Genomic DNA, 22,320 nt, shown 5'->3' with positions numbered 1-22,320 from the left:
TTGCATGCCGGTGCTTTTATAAATTTTATAAAATGGGGAATTTCCATGTCTTTGTCTTTTCTAACTATTACGTTTGTTCCTGGGAAAATGTTTCAGGATAAAGATGCGATAAAAGTCAGCCATTCCCTTTATCAATACTGGAGCCTTGATGCGGGCCGGGATCTTTCATTAAGAATAGGAAAAAAAGAATGCCTGGTTGCAGTAGAGCCTGCTTCAATACCAAAAGATGAGATTCATATGGATTCCGGCCTGTTCAGTTATTTTCAGCTTGCGGCAGAAGACACCCGGCTGATTGTCCAGTATGCCGGCGGGGACAGACGGCTTGCCGCCGGCCCCATCATCGGCCTGATGACAGAGGCCAATGAAGATAATGAAGAAGTCAGCTTCCGGTCTGTCCATTCCTTTTGCGCAGAGCTGCAGGCCGGGATAGAGGAATTTGGCGGCCTTTTTTATGTTTTTCATATAAAAGACTTCCGTGAAGAAGGCCTTTCCGGCTATTGCTGGCGGGATGGCCGCTGGGTGAAAGAGCCTGTCCCCTTCCCCACAGTGATTTATAATAGAATCCATTCCCGGAAGCTTGAGTCCGGCAGGTATTTCGGGAATTTTAAATATAAATTGCAGGAGCTGGGCATCCCGATGTTCAATGACTGCTTCCTTTCAAAAGATCAGGTCTATGATATCCTCGCCGGGGAGGAGCATATGAAACCGTACCTCCCCGAAACCCGCCTGCTTGGCGCCCGGACACTGGAAGATATGCTCAGCCGCTACCATGAAGTTTTTATCAAGCCGGTGAACGGAAGCCAGGGCAGGAATATTGTCAGGCTCTCCCTGGCTGAGAACAATCTTTCTGCTTCGTTCTCATCTGCCGGCTCGACAGATGGCCGGAAATCCTTTCCTGACTGTGCTGCTTTCTTCAAGTGGTTCGAACCCCAGCTCAGGAAGAGGATTTATCTGGTACAGGAGCCGATCCAGCTGGCGTGCCTGAATGGAAGGCAGCTGGATTTTCGTGTTTTATGCCATAAAGGCCCGCAGAACAGCTGGCGTGCCACATCTGCGGTTGCAAGGATTTCCGCTGAGCAGCAATTCGTCAGCAATATTGCCCGGGGCGGAGAAACAATGAAACCGGCCAAAGCCCTTACACATATTGCAGACAGGGCCACTGCCGTTCAGCAGACAGCATTAATGAAGGAATTAGCTGTCGAAGCTGCAGGGATTATCAGTAATGCATCAGAAGGTCTTGTCGGGGAACTCGGCATGGATATTGGCGTTGACCGTCAAGGAAAGCTTTGGATTATTGAAGCCAATTCCAAGCCCTCCAAGAATTTCGAGGAAGCCGATCAAAGAATCAGGCCTTCAGCCAGAGCACTTATAGAATATTTTATTTGGCTGTCCTTTCAGGCAGCCAAAAGCTGAGGAGGAAACAAGATGCGCTCATTGGGATTCATGTCCCTTCGCTCAACAAGCGAGAAAGCTTATGCAACCGAAATTGCCAAAAGGGCCAGGAGCTGCGGGGTCGAATGCTTCCGTTTTATCCCCTCAGCGATCGACCCGAGAACCGAACTTATTGCAGGAGAAAAATATGACCACAGTAAAGAAGAATGGGCAGAGGCCTCCTTTCCCCTGCCGGACGTGCTGTATGACCGCTGCTTTTACGGAAATGACACACACTCCAGGCAGTGCCGTTCAATCGTTCATTACTTAAAAAATCGCAGGGATACCCTGTTTCTCGGCCACGGCCTCCCCAATAAGCTGGAGCTTTATAAAATCCTTTCCCAGTCGCCGCTGGCCCCATATATCCCCAAAAGCATACACGCCCAGTCTGCAGACCAGGTTCTTCAGCAATCTGCATCAGGCAGTCCGCTGATTCTCAAGCCGGCAAATGGGTCGCAGGGAGCCGGAATCTATTACCTTAAGAAGCAGAAGGATGGACTGCTCGTCAAAACAGATACACCAGAAGAGCAGATTTCCCGCCTATTCACTGACCAGAAGAAGGCTGCCGGGTGGCTTGGGCAGCTATTGTCCGGAAACAGCTATCTGCTTCAGCCTTATCTGCCGCTCTCCAACAGGGACAATCAGCCGTTTGATATCAGGGTCCTTCTGCAGAAAAATGAAGCAGGAAGCTGGCAGGAAATGGGCAGGGGTGTAAGGGTCGGCAGGGAAAATGGAATCATTTCCAATATGAGTGCAGGATCTGCTGTCTCCACTTTCGAGAACTGGCTTGAAAACAGTGCAGTCAGCTCAAGCCGCTTCCTGCGTGCAGAACTGGCCGAGATATCCAAAGCCTTGCCTGAAATCCTTGAAGATGCTCTCCCTCCCCTTTTTGAGATTGGGCTGGATATTGGAATCGCCAGGGATGGGGCCATCTGGATCCTCGATGTCAATTCCAAGCCGGGCCGGAAGGTGATCCTGGAAACAGATCCAGATAAAAAAGAAGCCCTGTACAAAGCCCCGCTTTTATATGGAAAGCTTTTAACATCTGCCGGGCAGGCTGAGAGGAGGAAAAACAGTGAGAAAACAGTATCCCATTGAAATCAAAGAAGGAAGAGAGAATACAGTCTGGTGCCCGCGGGAGGTGATTGAACAACGGACCATTGAAAAAATTGCCTTCGGCGCCTGCACAGAGGATGCAGAATTCCTCCCGACTCCTGGCGATAAATATATTGTCAGCATCAGCAGCGACCTCGCAGCCAAATTAAAGCTGCCGGATCTTGGCATCCCTCTGCATCTATTTTCAGAAGGAGAGACGCTTTTCATAGGGCCGCTGGTCGGTATATTCACATCAGGGTTCACCCCGTTTCCGCTCAGGCCCATTGGTGAAAGGACGATATTCTTTTCCAAGCTCCTTTCCGTCAACAAAGCCGTCGGCGCATTGCCGTTCTTATTTGGCGAGCAGCATATCGACTGGGATGCAGGCACAATCAAGGGGCATATCTATCATAAAGAAGGCTGGGCGACTGTTGAACTTCCATTTCCCAACGTGGTCTATGACCGGCTGCCCAACAGGAAATCCGAAAGGCTGGCAGAGCTGAAGCGCATCAAAGACCGCCTGCAAAAGGACTATCTGATCCCCTGGTATAATCCCGGCTTTTTCAACAAGCTTGATGTATTCGAGCGGCTTCAGCAGGAGGAAGCGGCAGTTCCCTATCTGCCGGAAACCCATGCCTTTTCTTCCTTTTCTGTGATTGAACGGATGCTGGGCGACTATGGCCATGTCTATATCAAGCCGGCAAACGGCAGCCTTGGCCTCGGGATCCGACAGGTGATCTATGACCGGGAGGAGGGCTTTTATTATTGCCGCTACCGCGATAATGCAGATGTAAACAGGCTGAGAAAATTCCATACCCTGGAATCGCTTATGCACCATGTTTTTCGGCGCAGCAACCTGAACAGCATGGTTGTCCAGCAGGGCATCCATCTGCTGCGGCATGAGCAGCGCTCAATCGATTTCCGTGTCCATACGAATAAAGATGACAGCGGAGAATGGAAGGTAACAGCCATTGCCGCAAAAGTGGCGGGACTTGGCAGTGTAACGACCCATGTTAAAAACGGCGGGGAAATCAAAACCCTTTCAGAGGTCTGCACAAGCCGCATGATGGAGCAGGAGTTTACAGAAAAGCTGTCAAAGGCTGCCCTGGGACTCAGCAGCGTGCTTGAAGCGCAGCTCGAAGGGATCATTGCTGAAATCGGCTTTGATCTCGGGATTGACCGAAAAGGGAATGTGTGGCTGTTTGAAGCCAACTCCAAGCCGGGCAGGAGTATCTTTAAGCATCCGGAGCTGAAGGAATTCGATTATTTGACGAGGAAAATGTCGCTCGATTTTGCCGTGTTTTTAACAGAACAGGCAATATCCCGCCCTGAGGAAATCTTTAAATGACAGCCCCGTTAAGCCAGGAACTTAAACGGTGGCTAAGTCCCCTCCCTGAAGGAGGAGAAAGAACCGCCCTCCAGCTGAAGAGGCCGGAATCGGGCGGGCCCATTGCCGGAATCCTTGCCAGCAGAAAATCGGAAAGCACACTGGCAGGCAATAGCCGGCTATTCAAGGATATACAAAGGGAGATGCTGTCACGCGGCGGCATCTCAGTTGTATTTGCACCTGAAGATGTATCAGGAGCTGGAGTCGATGGAATCGTCTATCTGCCTGGCCAGGATGCATGGTCCCTTGTGGCAGCCCCCCTGCCGGATATCATCTACAACCGGGTCCCTTTCAGGAAAAGTGAGCAGACCGGGGGTTTCCGCAAAGCTGCTGCCTTTTTCCAGGCTGAGAAGATCCCTTTCTTTAATCCATGTTTTCTAGAAAAATTCGAATGCTATACAAAATTAAAACAAGAACCTGGATTAACAGGCTTTTTGCCGGATACCATCCTTATTGGCAGCAGCCGGGAGCTGGAGTCATTCCTTATGAAGCATAATGATATTTATATCAAGCCAAACAGCAGCTCTAAGGGAAAGGGTATTATAAGGGCCGGAATGGATCACGACGGAATGATCCTGGCGAAGGACTTGAACGGAAGGACCCGGCATCCTGACTTCGGACATCTTTGGGAACATTTGAGATCTGTATTTGAGGAACAGGCATATATTGCACAAGAGGCCGTTTACGCTGCCACAGCGGACGGGCAGCGGAATGATTTCCGGATACTTGCCCATGGCCAGGCAGACAAGTATGAGGTGACAGGCATAGGCATCCGGCAGGCTGCAGTGGACGACATCACTACTCATATCCCCAATGGAGGCAGGCTGATCCCTTATAATGATTTCCGCACACCAGGACATGATGAATTTATTAAGAAGGCAGTCCAATTGGCTGGTAAATCCCTGTCCCGCGAAATGGGATGGTTTGGGGAATTCTCCATGGACGCAGGCTATGCCGGCAATGGACGCTATGTTATTTATGAGATCAATTCCAAGCCGATGAAGTTTGATGAAGAAAATATTGAAGCAGAAAGGATCAGGAGGCTTGCTGACATACTATTTGATAAGGCGGTCTATTGAAACGGGCATCCTGGCAGGTGCCCTTTACTTTTTTATTGGGGTATGGACAGAAAACGATTACAATGGAGGAAGAGGAGGAATGATATGCTAACACATTTTCAATATCAGCCGCTTTATGAAAACAACCAGATGCCCGGCTGGCGTATTTCCTTTTATTTTAAAAATAAAAAGTACAATGGCATTTATAATCCCGACGGCAGCATTGAATGGACGGGCGCCGCTCCCCCTGCGGACGAGGAGGACCGCCTTAAATCGGGCATCCATGAATTGATGCTCTTTCATGTGTATGACAGCCGCTGAGGAAGAATCCTGTGCATAATCAGCTCTCCTGATGGAAAAGTAATAGTACTTAGCCATGGAGGTCTGTACCATGAAAAAAAATGATTCAGAATCAAAGAAACCTGCGCCTGATGCTCTTTTTGAAGGCAGGGAGGATACATACCAGGATGTTGAGCGCATGATAGGCGAAGGGCTCTCAGGGGGATCTGTACATGAAGGCAGCAGCTCCGCCAATATTGAAGAGGCACGTCCCCTGGTACGCGAGGAGCCGCCGGCAGGGACCACATCCTAATAAGGCAAAAAACCGCAGATCTTTTATCTGCGGTTTTTTGATTATCTGCTTTTTACAATCATATTGACGGCTTCCTGGATGGCTTCCTCTGCATTTCTGCCCTCTTCATTGGCTTCCCTGATGCAGCTTTCAAGATTTTTTGCGACAATATAACCCATCGCCCGGTCAACGGCAGATCTAACGGCAGAAAGCTGGGTCACCACATCCTTGCAGTGCTTCTCTTCCTCCATCATCCGGATGACACCGCGGACCTGGCCCTCCAGGCGCTTCAGGCGGTTCTTCATTTCCTGTGAATATTCCATCTATTTCTTCACTCCTTAATTGCGGACAAACTGATTAATGCTATATTACCATATGCACTGGCAGACAGATGGCTGCTGATGCGTCATTCCTGCTATAATTAATATAGCTCGTTAGTGATCTGTGGTGATTTTGGGCTCATTCAGCCAGATATCAGCAGCAATGTTTAACACAGCCGCTTAAATAAAGGTTTGAATAAAATTTTATCTCTTTTGGCGAATAAAAGAAAGTATGGAGAATGATATATGTTTACTAAATTGCATGCTTTATACCGGAATTCCAGGCTGCAGCAGGAAGAGCCTGACTTTTTCTTTTTTCATGATTTTTATTGGTTCACAGACAAGGATGAAACCGAATGGTTCGGAGTGCCTGCAAAAGATATCTCTGAAGAAGAATTAAGGCTTCTCCGCACTCTTTTTCATCCTGCAAGCCTTCCCGGCAAGCTCGATCAGCGCTCAAAAGGATGGCATGACTGGCTGTTCCGCAGCGGCCCCCTGCCCGATGCCGGAACAGCGCACTGCAGAATAGCCCAAATCGACCTGAGCGGCAGCGAGTTCGAGCAGGATGATGCAGAAACGGCGCTTCGTGCATTTTTGTCAGAGGATATTGTCCTCCTGTGGGAAAAGAAAACCCGCTGCTGCCTTATCATCCCGGAAGGAAACGAGGTGGGCGAAGATGAATTCCGTTCCATCATCCAGGCGTTCGAGACCGATTTTTACGTAAAAATGTATGTATATCTGGGCAAGTTTTTCCCGGCCGGCGATCAGCTGCGAGACGGCTTTGAAAAGGAGAGGGATTTTTTCGGCAGGGCCCTCAGGCTGATGCCCCATGAAAGAGTGCTATCCTTTGAAAAGGCGTTTCCGTCCTGTCTGGTTGCTGAAATGAAGCCAAGCCTCCGCGAGAGCCTTGACACCCAGCTGCTTGGACCTGCTGCAGAGGATTCGGAACTGCTGGACACAATCAAAGCTTTTCTTGAGAACGGATCCAACGCAACCCTTTCGGCAAAAAAACTCTACATCCACAGAAACACCCTGCAATACAGACTGGATAAATTCTCGGAAAAAACCGGAGTAAACCTGAAGGATTTCAATAATGCTGTAACCGTTTACCTTGCCTGTCTGCTCAAGGATCAGCAGTATTAAGAACAGACTGTACAATGTGACTAAAAAGCCTGCCCATCTTTTGTGCACACCTCCCAATGATGATTTCTGCAATTTCCTTTATTATTAGAAACAGAAGGAAAACAACCGGGGAGGAATTAGGATGGCAGAATTAAAACTCGATAATATTTATAAAATTTATGATAACAAAGTGACAGCTGTGGATAACTTCAATCTCCATATCCAGGACAAGGAATTCATCGTTTTTGTCGGCCCATCAGGCTGCGGTAAATCGACGACACTGCGAATGATTGCAGGACTTGAAGAAATTTCACAGGGGGATTTCTCAATTGACGGCAAACGCGTCAATGATGTGCCTCCAAAAGACCGCGATATTGCGATGGTATTCCAGAACTATGCTCTTTACCCGCATATGACGGTTTATGATAATATGGCTTTTGGACTGAAGCTGCGCAAATTCCCAAAAGATGAAATTGCCCGCCGCGTAAACGAGGCTGCCAAAATCCTTGGCCTTGAACCTTATCTTGACCGCAAGCCAAAGGCATTGTCCGGCGGTCAGCGCCAGCGTGTTGCACTGGGCCGCGCTATCGTCCGTGATGCCAAGGTCTTCCTGATGGATGAGCCGCTTTCCAATCTTGATGCCAAGCTGCGTGTACAGATGCGTGCGGAAATCGCCAAGCTCCACCAGCGCCTTCAGACTACAACTATTTATGTAACACATGACCAGACAGAAGCCATGACAATGGCTACACGCCTGGTGGTCATGAAAGACGGAGTCATCCAGCAGGTCGGAGCTCCAAAAGAAGTATACGAAAAACCGGAAAACGTATTTGTCGGCGGATTCATCGGATCTCCTGCCATGAACTTCTTCAACGGCAAGCTGCAGGATGGAAAGCTGGTCCTCGGTGATACTTCTGTCGCCGTGCCGGAAGGGAAAATGAAAGTCCTGCGTGACCAGGGATATGTCGGCAAAGACATCATCTTTGGAATCCGCCCTGAAGACATCCACGATGAGCCTGTATTCATCGATGCTTCCCAGGGATCCAAAATCTCTGCAAAAATCGATGTATCCGAGCTTACTGGTGCAGAAACGATGATTTATTCAAGCATCAACGGCCAGGACTTTGTCGCCCGTGTTGATTCACGTACAGACATCATGCCTGGACAGCAGGTGGACCTTGCGTTCGACATGAACAAAGCACACTTCTTTGATGCTGAAACAGAAGACCGCATCCGCTCAAAGAATGAATAACACACAAAACTCCGTCTTTCTCAGACGGAGTTTTCTTGTTCTTTCACAAATGCCACCTCGTCGTCTCCGCAGTTCGGGCATGAAAGCAGATGGGGACATTCTTTATTTTTATAATCATCAGGATACCCATCCTCGAGCTTCAACTGGTCCGCTGGCATATAGGCGCTGTAGTCATCATAGAAATCCATGATCTTTCCGCTGTCATCCATTCCGTTTCCGCATTTCGGGCAGCTTTTGCTGATGTTTTCAAGCCCGTTGCATGCCGGGCATACTGACATGTCTGCTCCTCCTTCCTATTCCTCCAGTATCTTTAGTCTGCATCCTTTTCCGCTATGTATGTAGAATAGCCTTTTCAGGATCATAAGAAACCCATCACAACAGGAAATAATTACATCCTTCCCTGCCGTATAAACAGGCAGGAATCAACCATAATAGAGAGTACAAACAGCAAACAGCCGGCAGGCACAGCTTCCCTTCCCACTGCGGACTATGCATGGTGCTCCGTTTGGTTCAAGTCCAAAATAGTCCAACCAAAAAATTATTCGAAGGAGAGTGCTCATCATGGCAAACAACAATTCTTCAAACCAGCTTTTAGTACCAGGCGTATCTCAAGCTCTTGACCAAATGAAATACGAAATCGCTAACGAATTCGGAGTAAACCTTGGCGCAGAAACAACTGCCCGCGCTAACGGATCTGTTGGTGGAGAAATCACTAAGCGTCTTGTTCAAATGGCTGAACAGCAGCTTGGCGGATCTCAATTTTAATCTAAGCTAAAACAATTAAATAGATAATGGCTGAAAGGACACCAAGCTTATGGTGTCCTTTCTTTTGTGCTGCTATTAAATCATTTTATCCGGGTCAACCCATTGATCATATTCCTCTTCTGTTACATGGCCGGTTTTCAGGGCCGCCTCTTTCAGCGTAGAATTTTCATTAAAAGCAAGCTTCGCAATTTCTGCCGCCTTTTCATAGCCGATATGAGGATTCAAAGCAGTGACAAGCATAAGAGATCTTTCTACATGCCCTTTGATGACTTCCTCATTTGCTTCAAGGCCAACAAGACATTTTTCGTTGAAGGACTGCATGCTGTCCGCAAGAAGCCTGATGCTTTGCAGGAAGTTATAAATAATGACCGGCTTAAAGACATTCAACTCAAAATTCCCCTGGCTTGCAGCAAATCCTATCGCTGCATCGTTGCCGAATACCTGCGTCACGACCATGGTCAAGGCTTCGCTTTGCGTTGGATTCACTTTGCCTGGCATGATGCTGCTGCCTGGTTCATTTGCGGGAATGGAAAGCTCGCCGATTCCGCTGCGTGGACCGCTGGAAAGCCAGCGTACATCATTGGCGATCTTCATCAGATCGGCAGCGAGTGCTTTGAGACTGCCATGCACATGAACGATTTCGTCATGGCTTGTCAAGGCATGAAACTTATTATCCGCTGAACGGAAAGGATGGCCGGTCTGTTCGGAAATCCATTCCGCCGTCATCGGGCCGAAATCAGGATGGGCATTGATGCCTGTACCAACGGCTGTTCCTCCAATTGCCAGGTCCTCAAGATATTTGATGCTGTCAATCAGCATTCTTTCATTTTTTTCCAGCATGGCTCTCCAGCCGCTGATTTCCTGGCCCAGCGTCAATGGAGTGGCGTCCTGGAGATGTGTTCTGCCAATCTTGACGATCCCTTTAAAGGATTCTTCCTTGATTTTAATGGTTTTCTTCAGCTCGTTCAGCGAAGGAAGCAGCCTTTCGGTCAGCTCGATGATCGCTGCGATATGCATGGCCGTCGGGAATGTATCGTTTGAGCTTTGGGACATATTCACATCATCATTCGGATGCACCTTTTCCTCTGAACCTTTTTCCGAAAGCATCTCATTCGCTCTTCTTGCAACCACTTCATTCACATTCATATTGGACTGGGTGCCGCTGCCTGTCTGCCAGACAGCCAGAGGAAAATGCCCATCAAGCTTCCCATCCAATATTTCCGTGCACGCGGCGGCAATGGCTTCCTTCTTATCGTCTGAAAGTTTTCCAAGCTTATGATTCGCTTTGGCTGCCGCCTGCTTCAAATGGGCAAAGGCGTAAATCATCTCAAGAGGCATTTTTTCAGTGCCGATTTTGAAATTATCCTTGCTTCTCTGTGTCTGTGCTCCCCAATACTTATCACCCGGCACTCTTACTTCGCCAAGGGTATCTCTTTCAATCCTGAAATCTGACATACTTATCCCTCCTGTATTCATCCTTATAGCCTTTTCCCTTATTTCTTCATTTTAATGTCAAAAGTTTGGCGATTCCAGTATTTTGAATTCCGGAAAGTGTAAAGCCGGCCCGCTGTGGACCGGCTTTCCCGTTTCTCAATCCTGGACAATCGAGCAGCCGATAAAATAGCCGATGACCATGATGCTCGCTATGCTAAGTGTAACCGCAAAAACCTCCATGATTCCCCCTCCATTCCTGCCGGAGCTGCCAGGTAGTTCCCACTTAAAATTATCATATTCATGCCATGCTGCTTATCAGGACCCTTCACGATTTTGTGGCATAGAGGTGAAATATTGGTGAACACGGGCTGGTATGGCTTCAGGATACAACTGCGCCGGGCAAAACAGAAAAGCACCCGATAAAGGGTGCTTTTCTGCTAGCCGGCCATGGATCCCTGCTGGAGCTGATACATCTGGTAATACCAGCCCTTCAGCTTCATGAGTTCATCATGTGTGCCTTTTTCAGCGATCCTCCCCCGGTCGAGGACAAGGATCTGGTCAGCATTGCGGATGGTGGATAGGCGATGAGCGATGATAAAAGTAGTTCTGCCCTCTTTCAGCACCTCCATCGCATTCTGGATCACTGTCTCTGTCTCCGTATCAATGCTTGATGTGGCTTCGTCAAGAATCAGTATGGCCGGATCAAAAGCCAGCGCCCTGGCGAATGAAATGAGCTGCCTCTGCCCGCTCGAGAGGGTGCTTCCTTTTTCAATGACCGGTTCATCATACCCCTTTTCCAGATTCTCCAGCACTTTGTCAGCGCCGACATCCTTTAGGGCTTTTTCGACTTTCTCCCTTGTAACAGCCGCGTCATTGAGGCTGACATTCTCTGCTATCGTCCCGGTGAACAGGAAAGGATCCTGGAGGACAATCCCCATATGCTTCCTGAGATTCTGCCGTGACATGCCGGTGATGTCCTTTCCATCAATAGTGATGCTCCCTTTCTGGCAATCATAGAAGCGGAACAGCAGATTCATAATAGAGCTTTTGCCTGAGCCGGTATGCCCGACAAGAGCGACAGTTTCGCCATGGGAAGCTGTGAAGGTAATGTCCTTGAGGACATATTCGTTTTCCTTGTAGCCAAAATGGACACCATTGAATTCTACATTGCCTTTATAGCGCGGAACCTTGCTGTCATCTACCTCGATTCCTTCCTCATCGAGGAGTTCAAATACCCGCTCCCCTGCCACCAGTGCCTGCTCCAGATTGGCAAGCTGATTGACAATTCCCTGTACAGGCTGGAACAGGCGGTTGATATAGTCGACAAAGGCATAAAGCATACCGAGTGAGATGACGGCGGACGCACTGAGGGATTCGCCTCCGAAATACCAGATGAACGCAACAAAGACAATATTCCGGAGCACGCCGACAAGGTTATGGGAAGTTAAAGAGTTCAAGTTAAGCAGTTTGTTCTGGTAGGTAAAATGCTCTGTATTCAGCTTATCGAAATCCTTCCTCGTGTCTCCCTCGCGCCCAAATGCCTGGATGATGTTCATCCCCTGGATCGACTCGTTTACCATCCCGTTGATATCGCTCACTCTTGTCCTGATGACCTTATTGTATTTGGATGCATACTTTCTATAGACAATCATCCATATATACAGGATCGGCAGAAGAATCAGGCAGATCGCTGCCAGCTTAGCATTCAGGATGAAAAGTGCTGTATAAATCCCTGCAATATAAATAATGCTTGTAAAGAAGGTTGAAAGCACTGTTACATAAAGTTCGCGAATAGCTTCTGTGTCATTCGTAATTCGTGCAACAACCTTCCCTGCAGGCAGGGTGTCAAAATATTGGACAGGCAGCTTTTGTATCTGGCCGAAAACATCCGTCCGCATTTTCTGGATGATCCGGTTGGCAGACTTCTGCAGATAAAATCTTTGTCCGTACTGGAAAATGGCCGCAATGACAATCAATCCGAAGTAAAAGGAGAGAAGCCTGATGATACGGGGGATTTCCGGTTTATAGAAACTCATCAGCTCTTCCCCCTGGAGCCTTGAACCCTCATACTCCTCTTTTTCTTTTCCTTTTGAGATGGTCAGCACACCATCCTTATAGCTTCGTTCTCCATCAAACTGAATGTCGCCATCCACAAAAATAAAGTCTTTTCCGGCCTGGAGGATGCGGGCCTGATCAATCATAGGTGAGCCTTCATCCATATATTGCTCTCTCGTATAATAATGGCCTTTATATGAAACAGAATCATCGTTTTCTCCTGTCTGATACCAGACGGATTCTATCCCGAGTATATGCTGGTCGATCAGCCTCTTGGCAATGAACGGACCTGCAAGGTCTGCCGCAACGGCGACAGTCAGCATGGCAAGCGCGGCAAGGATGATCTTTTTATAAATAAGCGCATATGAAAAAAGGCGTTTTCCTGTTTTCATGACAGCACCTCCTCTTCTGCAGCTGCCTGGGCCTGCTGTCTGATATACTGCTCTTTATACCAGCCTGACCCTGCCATCAGCTCTGCATGGGTCCCTTCCTCGGCAATACTCCCATTGTCCAGGACAATAATATGATCCGCATGCTGGACTGCCGTCATGCGGTGCGTGGTGATGATGGTGGTTTTCCCTTCCCTTTCTGTCCGGATATTGCCGATGATTTTCTTTTCGGTCTTCGCGTCAACAGCCGAAAGCGAGTCATCGAGTATCAGGATTTCTGGATCCTTGATCAGGGCCCTCGCAATCGAGATCCTCTGCTTCTGCCCTCCGGATAAGGCAACCCCTTTTTCCCCGACAAGGGTCTCCAGGCCTTCAGGAAGCATTTCAAGATCCTTCCGGAAGGCTGACAGGTCGATCGCCCTCTGCAGATCACTTTCTTCTGCCTGTTCGTTTCCAAACAAGATGTTTTCCCTGACCGAACGGGAAAAAAGAACATGGTCCTGGGGCACATAGCCGATCCAATTCCTTGTATTCTGCAGCGACTGGTCCTTGATCGGGATGCCGGCAACAGCCAGGGTTCCTGCCCCTGCGGGATATTCCCTGAGCAGCTGTTTAATAAATGTGGTCTTTCCGCTGCCCGTTTTTCCGACCACCCCCAAGGTCTGGCCCCGGTCCAGCCTAACCTTGATGCTCTTCAGATTATCAGTGCTGCTGGACGGATACCTGAAAGTGACATCATCAAAAACAATACTCTCTGGCCTCTCAGCATCAGCAGGCTTGCCGGGATCCTTTACATCCTCCTCATAGGAGAGCGTCTCCTGTACACGGTCAAGGGAGGCATTGCCCCTTTGCATAATATTGATCAGCTCTCCTATCGCAAACATGGGCCAGATCAGCATCCCAAGATACACATTAAAAGCGACCAGATCTCCCAGTGTGATGACCTGATTGAAAACCAGATTGGCTCCATAGCCAAGCCCGATCAGGTAGCTGAGTCCGACAATGATTTTTATCGTCGGATCGAAAAGAGAATCAATCCTGGCGACCTTGATATTTTTTTCATAGACATCCTCTGTCATATCGTGGAACCGGCCTTCATCGGCACGCTCCTGCACATATGCGCGGATGACCCGGACACCGGAAACTGATTCAAGGACTTTATCATTCAGGTTCCCGAAAGCATCCTGGGCCTCCATGAAACGGACATGGATTCTTTTTCCGTATATTTTCATCAATAAAGCCATGAGCGGCAGCGGCAGGACTGCTGCGATTGTCAGCTTCCAGCTGACCAGGAAGCCCATAGTCAAGAGGATCGTCAGCATGAAGATGCTGCTGTCAACAAGCGTGAGAATCCCAAATCCGGCCGTCACAGAAATGGCCTTCAAATCATTTGTCGCCCGCGCCATCAGGTCCCCGGTCCTGTTCTTCTCAAAAAATGACGGGGTCATCTTCAGCAGATGGTTCATAAATCTGCTCCTCAGCTTCCTCTCCACAAGGAATGCCCCTCCGAAAAGCTGATACATCCACACATACGTAATCCCGTAGGACACCACTGTGATCACCCCGAGCAGCAGCAGATACTGAAGGATCTTGCCGCTGTCGAGCGATCCCAGATGGATGTCATCGATTGCCTGCCCGACAAGCCTTGGAGGCATCACATCCAGAACCCCGACAATTGCAAGCAGGATAATGGCAACGGTATATCTTTTCCATTGTTCTTTAAAAAACCAGCTCAGTTTCTTCAAAATCGAAAACATTCATTCCTCCCCTTTCTATAAACAGCCGCTCTGCTAGCCTCCCTCGAGATCTCCAGGCGAAATAGCAATCCTTTCTTGTTGATAAAACAGCATAACCAGCTTCCTCCTTTTTAAAAGTTATATAGAAAACAGGCTGATGCCTGGTCTTCCCACCATCTAAAAACAAAAACCAAAAAAAGACATACCGCGTCATGGCGATATGTCCGGAAAAGACAAAAGCACAGGCTGCGCAAAAAGCTGCCTGTGCTGATCAGTTATAAAATGAATGATTACTGGGAAAAGTCAGGGAAAGGACAGGCCGGCATGTATTCAGTTAGTAAAATAGCATCATTTCGTACAATCATGATCATGCGCCCCCTTTTCAAATTTTTCCACTTTGTAAGATTATCATCTGTCTTATTAAAAGTCAATTGGCATTTTTGTTATTTTTCTGAATTTTTTATTCTGCAGTAACAGCTGTTCCATATGCAATGATTTCTGAAGCATTCTGCATGACAGCAGAAGATTCCAGGCGCATGCAGATGACAGCGTTCGCTCCTTTATTCCTGGCATCTTCCACCATCCTCACTATCGCCAGCTGCCTTGCTTCATCCATCATCTCTGTATACTCTTTGATTTCTCCTCCGACAATGGTCTTGAACCCTGCCAGAATATCCTTTCCGATATGTTTGGACTGCACTGTGCTTCCCCTGACGAACCCCTTCAATTCTTTCACTTCCATGCCAGGAACAAATTCAGTAGTCACGATAATCATGCGCATTTTCCTCCCTTTTTTCTTTATTCCTTTCCCAGCCGAGTATGGCAAGCAAAGCAATGATTAATATGGCATACGAGGCATAAAATATGACAGCCGCCTTCAAATTGATGAAGATCATCGCCAGTCCAAGGAGCTGTCCCCCGAGGGCCGTAAATAAGAGAAGCTGCTTTAATTTGTTCATTACCTGCCCCCCTTGCCTTTCCTCCAGCTCTTTTCGACAAATATAAAATAAACCAAGAGTGGCATCGGCGCCTGGATAAGGCCGATCAGGCCCCACAGCCAATAGTTATGGCCGTTTTTCCGTGCGTGGAGAAAGAGGAAAACACTCTGGGTGATCAGGATGGCGGCTACAAGCAGAAGAAGCGGCAGGGATATTTCTTCATTCATGCTTCATTCACCCTCTGCCTGAGGAAATAGTAAGTGCCTGCCCCTGCAATGAATATCCCGGCTGCAGCCTGGATGGCTATGAAAACAGCAGGAAGCTGGTGCAGCGTAGTAAGCAGAACCGCTAATATCACCGCTGCCATCATAAAGAACAAGCCAATATCCCTTATCCAGCTTTTCCTCATCTGCTCCTGCTTTTCTGCAATCATCTCCTCGAACCATTCAAGCTCCGGAGTATGAACAGAAAATGACTGGTCAAGGACCTCAAGCCCTTTTTCAATTTCGCTTGCGGTCAATATGTCCTGTTTGTTTTCGTATTTATTTTCCAGCGGTATGATTTTCTGCTCCTTTTTCATGCAGGCCCAGCTCCTTTCTGACAGCTGCAAGTCCATTGTGGATCCTTGATTTGGCTGTTCCGGGGGATATTTTCATCATGTTTCCTATTTCGTCGTAAGAATAGCCGTAATAATGCTTTAAAACGATGGCTACGCGTATGTCGTCTTTCAATTTGCCAAGAGCAGCAAGAGCATCATTCCACTCTTCATTCCGGCTCTCCATCTGCCATTTCAGCTTCCTCCATGACTGCTCCTGCCCTTGCCAGTCTCTTTCCCTTTTCTTCTTGCGCAGATGGTCTATATATAAATTGGTCGCAATGGAAATGAGCCAGGAGGAGAACTTCGATTGGCCATTATACAAATGGATTTTTTCCAGGGATTTCGCCATTGTTTCCTGGGCAAGCTCCTCTGCCAGATCCTTATCCATAGCCGCCTTGATCAAATACTTGACCAGAAAGGGATAATTTTGTTTAAAAAGCATGGCCAGTGCCCTTTTGTCGCCTTTATTGGCTGCCTTGACGAGCTCTCTTTCTTCCATCTTTGACATCTGTCCTTCCAATGGCCTTTTAATGAGTTTTCCTCTTATCCTGCTCTGTTCCGCTGCTGTTCATTTACTTTTCATTCATAAGACGGCGGGGCCAGCATAATCGTTCATTTTTTTATAAAAAATCTTTAATATGTCCAATATACATAAATAAAGGCTGCATTTGTCAGCCAAATGCAGCCTTCGTCAGTTTATTTTTCTAAAATGAGATCCGGAGAGAATCTCTTTCTGACCGCCAGCAGATAGATTCCGCCAAACGCCAGCAATATTCCCGCAATCACGAAAGTTATCTTCACACTGATGTTCTCTGCAATCGCACCAAACCATAATGTTGATAAACCGAATGCCAGGGAAACCAGTGTATGCTGGGCGCTGAACACCTTTGGCAGGTCTTCTGCCGAAACCTCTATTTGTATATAGGTGTGCATGATGATGCCTTTAATCTGATGGACAAGCCCGCTGAGAAAAACTAATAGTAATGCAGCCCAGGCCAGTGAATTGGCGCCAAAAAGGAATGTCACAATCGCCACTCCGAAAGAGGCCGATATTAAGGTGAGTTTCATGTTTTTTTCAAAAAGATGAGAAAATTTTGTGCATATAATTCCTCCCAATATCAAGCCCATGAAAAATACCGTATTAATATAACCCCACCATGCTTCCCCTGCCTTTAAAACTTCAGCGACAAACACATAAAGAATGGCAGCTATCCAGACTACGTTAGCGATGGCTTCTATTAGAATCACCACATGAAGGCTGCGCAGAACAGGCTGCGTCCATATAGAGATCCAGCCTTCCATCAGGACCTTCCCTCCACTTTTCTTTTCAGGATTGGCCCCGAAAGGTGTCTTATCACTAATCAACTGCATCATAAAGGTAGAAAAGGCATAGAAAGCAAGTGTTAGCCAGATAACTTTCTGCCCGCCTGCCGCTGCCGTCAAAATGCCCCCTAACGCCCAGCCGCCCAATTGGATGGACTCATTCAATAAGGCTAAGAAACTGTTGGCTTTCATCAAATCTTCTTTTTGAACCAGCCTCGGAAGGATGGCATCTGAAGCAGGCAGTGCCCAGCCATCAAAGAAGGCATTGATAAAAATCAAAACTAATATAAACATGATCCCCGGAGAGCTTTGCACCAAAAGCCAGCCGGCAAGAATGAACAATGCCGCCGTCTTGCTCATCTGGGAGCCGACAAGCATGGTTTTCAGCCTGTATCTTTTGAGCAATAAAGGCGAAACAGCCCCGCTTACCGCCCGTCCTGCCATATTCAAAAACGGCAGCAGTGCCAGGTATACCGGAGACCCGGTAACAGAATACAAAATGGATATCAAACCTACTATATAAAACACATCTCCTAAATTGGCAAGTGACTGCCCAATCCAAAGAGACCGGAAAGATCTGCTTTTCATATAACCTGCCCCTCTTTATCTTAGAATTTAATGATAAAAAGGGAAATTTACAATGGACGATGCCTCCTTCTGATCGTTCAAGCCTCTTGGTTAAAGTATTAGTATTTCAAGCAGAAATAAGTTTTGTCTCAGCAATAATCGGAGGGGAAGGTCTTAAAAAGCAATCAATCCTTATAAAAATTCATTTTTAGAAAATCTTCCTTCAAGATACCGTAAAGAACGCAATCCTTATAAAGCCCTTTGGCATTCCGTATCATATGCCTGACAATTCCTTCTTGCTTCGTTTCACCCAAAAACCTTCAAAAGGTCTTCAAATTTGTTAATCTTCTGATCATATTCACTCACTTCCCCGAAACCGTATTGAGCATAGATGAAGGGAATGCCTGCGAATCTGGCGGCTTTTCTGTCGCCTTCTGTGTCACCTACATACACGGGACTGGAAAGCTGATTTCTTTCAATGATCAATTTGATATTCTCTCCTTTCGAAAGACTGGTGCGGCCGGGGTTTTCGAAATCAAGGAAATATTTTTCAAGCTTATGATATTTATAAAATACCTCTATGTAGCCTTCCTGGCAGTTGCTGACAATGAAAAGCTTATATTTTTGCGAAAGTTTCTCCAGAACTTTTTCTGCATTCTCATAAAGTTCCCCTCCATGTATCCCTAAGTAATGCGCTTCTGCCTTCCTGCATTCCTCCACCAGCTGCTGCCTCTGTTCTTCTGTTAGATCCGGAAACAGCCTGCGGCTTATTTCATCCATCTGTAAACCCATTGTTCCTTCAAAATCTTTCCGTGTCAACTTGCCTTCCTTGCGGTCATCTTGTTTGATTACACTGTTCCAGGCAACCAGAACTGTATCAATTGAGTCCCAGATAGTCCCATCTAAATCAAAAATAATGCTGTCCATTTATCTCGTCCTCTCTTTCATTATGAAAAGTCCTGATGCTGTATACTCTAATCTCTATTTCAGTCTAATTCTCCGACATTCAATTTTCTAATAGCCTTAACAGCTTCATCAATGTGTGAAACATCAATAATTTTTATTTTCCTGCTGTTTTCTTTTTGAATAGCTGCAGCTTCTTCCGCATTTTCACTCGGAATGATCAAGGCTGAGAAGCCGGCAGCTTCGGCAATCTGGACTTTTTCCTTTATCAATCCTACGTAAGATACTTCTCCATGCTCATTAATCGCGCCTGTTACTGCGACAGGCAGCCTGTTTTCCAGTCGGCCTTCTTTAATGAGCCCTGAAAGTGCCAGGCTGAGTCCGGCACTATTACCGGCAATGTCTGGCTGCTGTATAAACCTCCTGAGCCAATCGTCTTCTTTTCCCAGGTATTCTGCTGCGTTTTCTTCCATTTGCAGCAAAGGTTCTTTCTTCAGATGAAGCCATTTTAACAGCTGCTCGTTTTTGCTGTCATACCTAATTTTATGATTCACTGCTGCAACGGACAGTACGTCAACTCCCTGCGCTGCCAAAATCTGTTTGGCATCCTGTATGCTGTTCTGGTTTTTCAGCCTAAATTCAGCGACCCCTACCGAAAAAATGCCTGATCCCCTTAAAGCCTCATTCGGTTCCTGATAGGCATAAGCGACATGAGAAGGGGGAGAGCTCAGCGGCACCAGCAGCAGCGGCAGTTCATAGCAGAACAAGAGGAAGACGAGAAAGGCTGAAACAGTGATTTGTATTCTGTTTTTACTTTTTTGGCGGAAAACAAACCATAAATTCAGCAGAATCACCAGCAGGAGGAACAGCATAAAGACAAAGGCATATTCATTGATGATTTCAAAAAGGTATAGAAGCAAAAATACTATATAGAAAAGGAATGTCATGATACCGGCAATAACACCAGTTTTATACATTATCCATCCAAGCCCCCATTGATCCGGTTTCATTATCTACCTTCATAGCCAGGAAATTTCTATATCAGCAGACGGCGGGATACAGCCTGATTTTGTCAACTCAAATCCAAACATCATTCTCTGCTGTCTGATCAGTTCTTTCCTGCCCGGTATTTACAACCCCTCTCGGCTCCACAAGCATGATTTTGCATTCATTCTCGGCATAAGGCTTATGTTCAACATTTTTTGGGATAACAAACAGCTCCCCTTCTCCCAGCTCCACTTTTCCGTCGCGGAACTCAATGGTCAGCCTGCCTACCAGAACGATAAAAACTTCGTCCGTGTCATCATGCTTATGCCATACAAAGTCCCCTTTTACTTTAACAAGCTTAAATTGATAATCATTCATTTCAGCAATGACTTTAGGTGACCAATGGTCAGCGAACTTTGAAAACTTCTCTTGAAAATTGATTGGTGAATATTTCATTGTACTCTCCCTTATTTTTAATTGCGTTTTGCAGCATCGATCATATGCAAAAGAATCCCATTTCCTATGCTTCTAGATGAAGAGCTGATAATCCTTCCAAACTCCTTGCTAATTGGCGGCAAAATCATAAAAGAAGCGGACTCTGGGCAGTGTCCGCTTCTTAATTAAAGGCTCTTTACCCGTTGACTGTTGCTATTTTGCTATCCTTATTTGTGAGCAATTCCTGCCCAGCCATAAAAAGCGGAACTAACCGGACCTGAATGACGAAAGCAGTGACAGGCTGAAAAATAAGCGCAGGAATTCCCCCTAATTTCAAAAAAACACTATAATTAGCTCAAATAGACGGAGAAATTCCTTCTATCGGCTAAAAAAAAAGGAAAATGGGCAACTTCGCTCCGCTTAACCGGAAATTCTCCGCTTATTTGTACCCAACCGTGCCATTTTCATGAGCCTAAACGGAGAATCTCCCCTTATTTTAATGCTAGCTAGTCACTCAAATAAGAATTAAGCCTCTCTTTATCAAATATCATTAAAGGTTGTTATAATTATAAGCAGCAATCTTTACGAAAAGCTCCCCATTAAATCGCCGTCTCAGCAGCCGCCTTTTCCAATCCTTCTTCTGTCCGGCTGTATTTAGGCAGCACAGCTGTGTAAAACAGGCCGACCAGTATCAGGCATCCCCCTACAAGCCAATAAAGCATTTCTACCTTCAGGATCGCCGGGAAACTGCAGGCGATGAAACCGAGAGTAATTGATTGTGACAGCATCATCAGCGGGCTGATCCACCCTTGGACCCTTCCCATCATTTTTGGATCAATAATGCTTGGCATCCAGCCGCCGATAGCGATATTAACAAGAGGCAGGCCGAGGGATGTCAGGAAAATCAATACCATAAACAGGATGATCGATTCTGCAAAAGAAGCGGCAATCACAAAGGCCCCTGTAATGGTGATTCCGGCAATGATCATCTGATAAAGCTTCATTTTCTGGGAAAGCAAGGTGGCGATGAAGCTGCCGAGCAGGATGCCCCCTCCGAAAACCATTCCAATGACAACCGATAATTCTTCATATGTTTCAGGCGCAAGCCTGTATTTCAGCATAAAAACCGGCATAACGCTGAAGCCGCCGTTCACAACACCGAAAACGAAGAAACCAACAAGCAGTGCTGACAGCAGCTTATTGTTCAATATACACTTCATCCCCACTTTGAAATCCTTAAATACAAGATTAAGATTGAGGTCCTTCAATGTGTGCTTTCCATTAGGAAGGCGGACCTCTTCTGCAATGCGGCATGATCTGATCAAAAGGGCACTGAGCCCGAATGTGACAGCATCTACCAGGATGGCCCCGTAAACGCCCACTGTCCAGTAGGCCAAAATGCCAAGGCCATTCCCAAACAGCATGAAAAGACTCATGATCAGCTGGTTCAAGCCGGCTGCAGCCGTATAGTCATCTTCTTTCAATATCCCCTGGACCATCGCATGCTCGGCCGGGAAAAAGAACTTCTGCACAGCGCTCCTCAGGAACAATACAAAGAAAATTAAAGGCATCCAGCCTATCAGGATTGTCCCGATCAATGCCACTGACAGTGCGGCAGTGATCCAGTCACAATAATAGGCAATCTTCTGCCGGTCCATCCTGTCTGCAAAAACCCCGACAAGGAAAAATACCGCGAGCGTAGGAAGGCTGTACATAAGCTCTGTAATTGAGGCATATACAGGCTGATCTGAAAAACGGTCCAGCAAGTAGAACATGAAGGCAGTCAAGCCTATGGTGCTTCCCATCTGTGAGGTGAAGTTGGCAAAAAATAATCTGGCATAATTCTTATTCTGGAAGATTTCTTTGAATTTTTTCATTTAAGCTCCCTCGATTCCGATTAATTGCTTTAATCATAATGCGTTTTCCGGAAAGAGATAAGCGCCTTCTGATGGTT

At 46.9% G+C, this 22,320-nt stretch carries 24 protein-coding genes; 9 read left to right on the top strand and 15 right to left on the bottom strand.

Going from position 1 to position 22,320, the window contains the following annotated elements; translation table 11 throughout:
• Nucleotides 1-45: 45 nt before the first annotated feature.
• The 6 genes from LCM00_RS07590 (at nt 46) to LCM00_RS07565 (ending at nt 5,563) form a co-directional block, all read left to right on the top strand.
• A complete protein-coding gene (locus tag LCM00_RS07590; RefSeq protein ID WP_224899692.1) occupies nt 46-1,413 on the top strand; it encodes a YheC/YheD family endospore coat-associated protein in 1,368 nt (455 codons plus the stop codon).
• A gap of 12 nt (nt 1,414-1,425) precedes the next feature.
• The gene (locus tag LCM00_RS07585; RefSeq protein WP_224899689.1) at nt 1,426-2,529 is read left to right on the top strand and encodes a YheC/YheD family endospore coat-associated protein; all 1,104 of its coding nucleotides are present in this window, start codon (nt 1,426-1,428) and stop codon (nt 2,527-2,529) included.
• A complete protein-coding gene (locus LCM00_RS07580; RefSeq protein WP_224899686.1) occupies nt 2,507-3,874 on the top strand; it encodes a YheC/YheD family endospore coat-associated protein in 1,368 nt (455 codons plus the stop codon). The genes LCM00_RS07585 and LCM00_RS07580 overlap by 23 nt, the downstream gene beginning before the upstream one ends.
• Nucleotides 3,871-4,992, top strand: coding sequence for a YheC/YheD family protein (locus LCM00_RS07575; protein ID WP_224899683.1), 1,122 nt, complete (start codon nt 3,871-3,873; stop codon nt 4,990-4,992). The genes LCM00_RS07580 and LCM00_RS07575 overlap by 4 nt, the downstream gene beginning before the upstream one ends.
• A gap of 84 nt (nt 4,993-5,076) precedes the next feature.
• A complete protein-coding gene (locus tag LCM00_RS07570) occupies nt 5,077-5,292 on the top strand; it encodes a YheE family protein (protein WP_224899680.1) in 216 nt (71 codons plus the stop codon).
• Between the two features lie 70 nt (nt 5,293-5,362).
• On the top strand, nt 5,363-5,563 hold the full coding sequence (locus LCM00_RS07565; RefSeq protein WP_224899677.1) for a hypothetical protein: 201 nt from the start codon (nt 5,363-5,365) through the stop codon (nt 5,561-5,563).
• 41 nt (nt 5,564-5,604) lie between these two features.
• Here the strand turns inward: LCM00_RS07565 and LCM00_RS07560 are convergent, their stop codons facing one another.
• Complete coding sequence (locus LCM00_RS07560; RefSeq protein ID WP_009795152.1) at nt 5,605-5,865, bottom strand: metal-sensitive transcriptional regulator; 261 nt, start codon at nt 5,863-5,865, stop codon at nt 5,605-5,607.
• A gap of 243 nt (nt 5,866-6,108) precedes the next feature.
• Between LCM00_RS07560 and LCM00_RS07555 the strand changes: the two genes are divergently transcribed.
• Together LCM00_RS07555 and LCM00_RS07550 are read left to right on the top strand one after the other, a co-directional pair.
• A complete protein-coding gene (locus LCM00_RS07555; RefSeq protein WP_224899674.1) occupies nt 6,109-7,005 on the top strand; it encodes a PucR family transcriptional regulator in 897 nt (298 codons plus the stop codon).
• 121 nt (nt 7,006-7,126) lie between these two features.
• Nucleotides 7,127-8,236 carry an ABC transporter ATP-binding protein gene (locus LCM00_RS07550; RefSeq protein WP_009795150.1) on the top strand — a complete coding sequence of 370 codons (1,110 nt, stop codon included), beginning with the start codon at nt 7,127-7,129 and terminating at the stop codon, nt 8,234-8,236.
• 20 nt (nt 8,237-8,256) lie between these two features.
• On the opposite strand, the gene LCM00_RS07545 is transcribed toward LCM00_RS07550, so the two are convergent.
• Entirely contained in the window at nt 8,257-8,514 is a 258-nt protein-coding gene (locus LCM00_RS07545) for a hypothetical protein (protein ID WP_224899671.1), read from the bottom strand.
• A gap of 283 nt (nt 8,515-8,797) precedes the next feature.
• Here LCM00_RS07545 and LCM00_RS07540 point away from each other — a divergent pair, with 283 nt between their 5' ends.
• Nucleotides 8,798-9,001 carry an alpha/beta-type small acid-soluble spore protein gene (locus LCM00_RS07540; RefSeq protein ID WP_009795148.1) on the top strand — a complete coding sequence of 68 codons (204 nt, stop codon included), beginning with the start codon at nt 8,798-8,800 and terminating at the stop codon, nt 8,999-9,001.
• Between the two features lie 75 nt (nt 9,002-9,076).
• On the opposite strand, the gene fumC is transcribed toward LCM00_RS07540, so the two are convergent.
• The 13 genes from fumC to LCM00_RS07475 all read right to left on the bottom strand — a co-directional run bounded on the left by fumC (nt 9,077) and on the right by LCM00_RS07475 (nt 22,243).
• Entirely contained in the window at nt 9,077-10,456 is a 1,380-nt protein-coding gene (gene fumC / locus LCM00_RS07535) for a class II fumarate hydratase (RefSeq protein ID WP_224899668.1), read from the bottom strand.
• Nucleotides 10,457-10,872: 416 nt separating this feature from the next.
• The gene (locus tag LCM00_RS07530) at nt 10,873-12,882 is read right to left on the bottom strand and encodes an ABC transporter ATP-binding protein (protein ID WP_224899665.1); all 2,010 of its coding nucleotides are present in this window, start codon (nt 12,880-12,882) and stop codon (nt 10,873-10,875) included.
• A complete protein-coding gene (locus LCM00_RS07525; protein WP_224899662.1) occupies nt 12,879-14,636 on the bottom strand; it encodes an ABC transporter ATP-binding protein in 1,758 nt (585 codons plus the stop codon). The genes LCM00_RS07530 and LCM00_RS07525 overlap by 4 nt, the downstream gene beginning before the upstream one ends.
• Nucleotides 14,637-15,075: 439 nt before the next feature.
• On the bottom strand, nt 15,076-15,390 hold the full coding sequence (locus LCM00_RS07520) for a YbjQ family protein (RefSeq protein ID WP_224899660.1): 315 nt from the start codon (nt 15,388-15,390) through the stop codon (nt 15,076-15,078).
• Entirely contained in the window at nt 15,371-15,574 is a 204-nt protein-coding gene (locus tag LCM00_RS07515) for a hypothetical protein (protein ID WP_224899656.1), read from the bottom strand. The genes LCM00_RS07520 and LCM00_RS07515 overlap by 20 nt, the downstream gene beginning before the upstream one ends.
• Nucleotides 15,574-15,780 carry a sigma-Y antisigma factor component gene (locus tag LCM00_RS07510; protein ID WP_148976656.1) on the bottom strand — a complete coding sequence of 69 codons (207 nt, stop codon included), beginning with the start codon at nt 15,778-15,780 and terminating at the stop codon, nt 15,574-15,576. The genes LCM00_RS07515 and LCM00_RS07510 overlap by 1 nt, the downstream gene beginning before the upstream one ends.
• Nucleotides 15,777-16,133 (bottom strand): YxlC family protein, encoded by a 357-nt coding sequence (locus LCM00_RS07505; protein ID WP_224899653.1) that lies wholly within the window; start codon nt 16,131-16,133, stop codon nt 15,777-15,779. The genes LCM00_RS07510 and LCM00_RS07505 overlap by 4 nt, the downstream gene beginning before the upstream one ends.
• Nucleotides 16,096-16,650 carry an RNA polymerase sigma factor SigY gene (gene sigY / locus LCM00_RS07500; protein ID WP_224899650.1) on the bottom strand — a complete coding sequence of 185 codons (555 nt, stop codon included), beginning with the start codon at nt 16,648-16,650 and terminating at the stop codon, nt 16,096-16,098. Before sigY ends, LCM00_RS07505 begins: the two co-directional genes overlap by 38 nt.
• A 197-nt stretch (nt 16,651-16,847) precedes the next feature.
• Nucleotides 16,848-18,062, bottom strand: a complete 1,215-nt coding sequence (locus LCM00_RS07495) for an MFS transporter (RefSeq protein WP_224899647.1) — start codon at nt 18,060-18,062, stop codon at nt 16,848-16,850.
• Between the two features lie 285 nt (nt 18,063-18,347).
• Nucleotides 18,348-18,968: an HAD family hydrolase gene (locus tag LCM00_RS07490; protein WP_224899643.1), complete on the bottom strand. Its 621-nt coding sequence runs from the start codon at nt 18,966-18,968 to the stop codon at nt 18,348-18,350.
• A 59-nt stretch (nt 18,969-19,027) separates the two neighbouring features.
• Complete coding sequence (locus LCM00_RS07485; RefSeq protein WP_224899641.1) at nt 19,028-19,954, bottom strand: S16 family serine protease; 927 nt, start codon at nt 19,952-19,954, stop codon at nt 19,028-19,030.
• Between the two features lie 67 nt (nt 19,955-20,021).
• Entirely contained in the window at nt 20,022-20,387 is a 366-nt protein-coding gene (locus LCM00_RS07480; protein WP_224899638.1) for a cupin domain-containing protein, read from the bottom strand.
• A 578-nt stretch (nt 20,388-20,965) separates the two neighbouring features.
• Nucleotides 20,966-22,243, bottom strand: a complete 1,278-nt coding sequence (locus tag LCM00_RS07475; protein ID WP_224899635.1) for an MFS transporter — start codon at nt 22,241-22,243, stop codon at nt 20,966-20,968.
• Between the last annotated feature and the right edge of the window lie 77 nt (nt 22,244-22,320).

Origin of the sequence: Bacillus infantis, assembly GCF_020171945.1 — a bacterium.
In the GTDB taxonomy this organism is placed as follows: Bacteria; Bacillota; Bacilli; order Bacillales; family Cytobacillaceae; genus Bacillus_AB; species Bacillus_AB infantis_A.
Note: the sequence above shows the minus strand (reverse complement) of the source record. Positions and strands in the feature narration are given on the sequence as shown.

Coding starts and splice junctions, on each gene's coding strand:
- LCM00_RS07560 (WP_009795152.1), bottom strand. CDS start 5,865: ATGGAATATTCACAGGAAATGAAGAACCGCCTGAAGCGCCTGGAGGGC.
- LCM00_RS07565 (WP_224899677.1), top strand. CDS start 5,363: ATGAAAAAAAATGATTCAGAATCAAAGAAACCTGCGCCTGATGCTCTT.
- LCM00_RS07520 (WP_224899660.1), bottom strand. CDS start 15,390: ATGATTATCGTGACTACTGAATTTGTTCCTGGCATGGAAGTGAAAGAA.
- LCM00_RS07510 (WP_148976656.1), bottom strand. CDS start 15,780: ATGAATGAAGAAATATCCCTGCCGCTTCTTCTGCTTGTAGCCGCCATC.
- fumC (WP_224899668.1), bottom strand. CDS start 10,456: ATGTCAGATTTCAGGATTGAAAGAGATACCCTTGGCGAAGTAAGAGTG.
- LCM00_RS07490 (WP_224899643.1), bottom strand. CDS start 18,968: ATGGACAGCATTATTTTTGATTTAGATGGGACTATCTGGGACTCAATT.
- LCM00_RS07575 (WP_224899683.1), top strand. CDS start 3,871: ATGACAGCCCCGTTAAGCCAGGAACTTAAACGGTGGCTAAGTCCCCTC.
- LCM00_RS07530 (WP_224899665.1), bottom strand. CDS start 12,882: ATGAAAACAGGAAAACGCCTTTTTTCATATGCGCTTATTTATAAAAAG.
- LCM00_RS07585 (WP_224899689.1), top strand. CDS start 1,426: ATGCGCTCATTGGGATTCATGTCCCTTCGCTCAACAAGCGAGAAAGCT.
- LCM00_RS07570 (WP_224899680.1), top strand. CDS start 5,077: ATGCTAACACATTTTCAATATCAGCCGCTTTATGAAAACAACCAGATG.
- LCM00_RS07515 (WP_224899656.1), bottom strand. CDS start 15,574: ATGAACAAATTAAAGCAGCTTCTCTTATTTACGGCCCTCGGGGGACAG.
- LCM00_RS07545 (WP_224899671.1), bottom strand. CDS start 8,514: ATGTCAGTATGCCCGGCATGCAACGGGCTTGAAAACATCAGCAAAAGC.
- LCM00_RS07590 (WP_224899692.1), top strand. CDS start 46: ATGTCTTTGTCTTTTCTAACTATTACGTTTGTTCCTGGGAAAATGTTT.
- LCM00_RS07475 (WP_224899635.1), bottom strand. CDS start 22,243: ATGAAAAAATTCAAAGAAATCTTCCAGAATAAGAATTATGCCAGATTA.
- LCM00_RS07550 (WP_009795150.1), top strand. CDS start 7,127: ATGGCAGAATTAAAACTCGATAATATTTATAAAATTTATGATAACAAA.
- LCM00_RS07540 (WP_009795148.1), top strand. CDS start 8,798: ATGGCAAACAACAATTCTTCAAACCAGCTTTTAGTACCAGGCGTATCT.
- LCM00_RS07480 (WP_224899638.1), bottom strand. CDS start 20,387: ATGAAATATTCACCAATCAATTTTCAAGAGAAGTTTTCAAAGTTCGCT.
- sigY (WP_224899650.1), bottom strand. CDS start 16,650: ATGGAAGAAAGAGAGCTCGTCAAGGCAGCCAATAAAGGCGACAAAAGG.
- LCM00_RS07485 (WP_224899641.1), bottom strand. CDS start 19,954: ATGAAACCGGATCAATGGGGGCTTGGATGGATAATGTATAAAACTGGT.
- LCM00_RS07555 (WP_224899674.1), top strand. CDS start 6,109: ATGTTTACTAAATTGCATGCTTTATACCGGAATTCCAGGCTGCAGCAG.
- LCM00_RS07525 (WP_224899662.1), bottom strand. CDS start 14,636: ATGTTTTCGATTTTGAAGAAACTGAGCTGGTTTTTTAAAGAACAATGG.
- LCM00_RS07505 (WP_224899653.1), bottom strand. CDS start 16,133: ATGAAAAAGGAGCAGAAAATCATACCGCTGGAAAATAAATACGAAAAC.
- LCM00_RS07495 (WP_224899647.1), bottom strand. CDS start 18,062: ATGAAAAGCAGATCTTTCCGGTCTCTTTGGATTGGGCAGTCACTTGCC.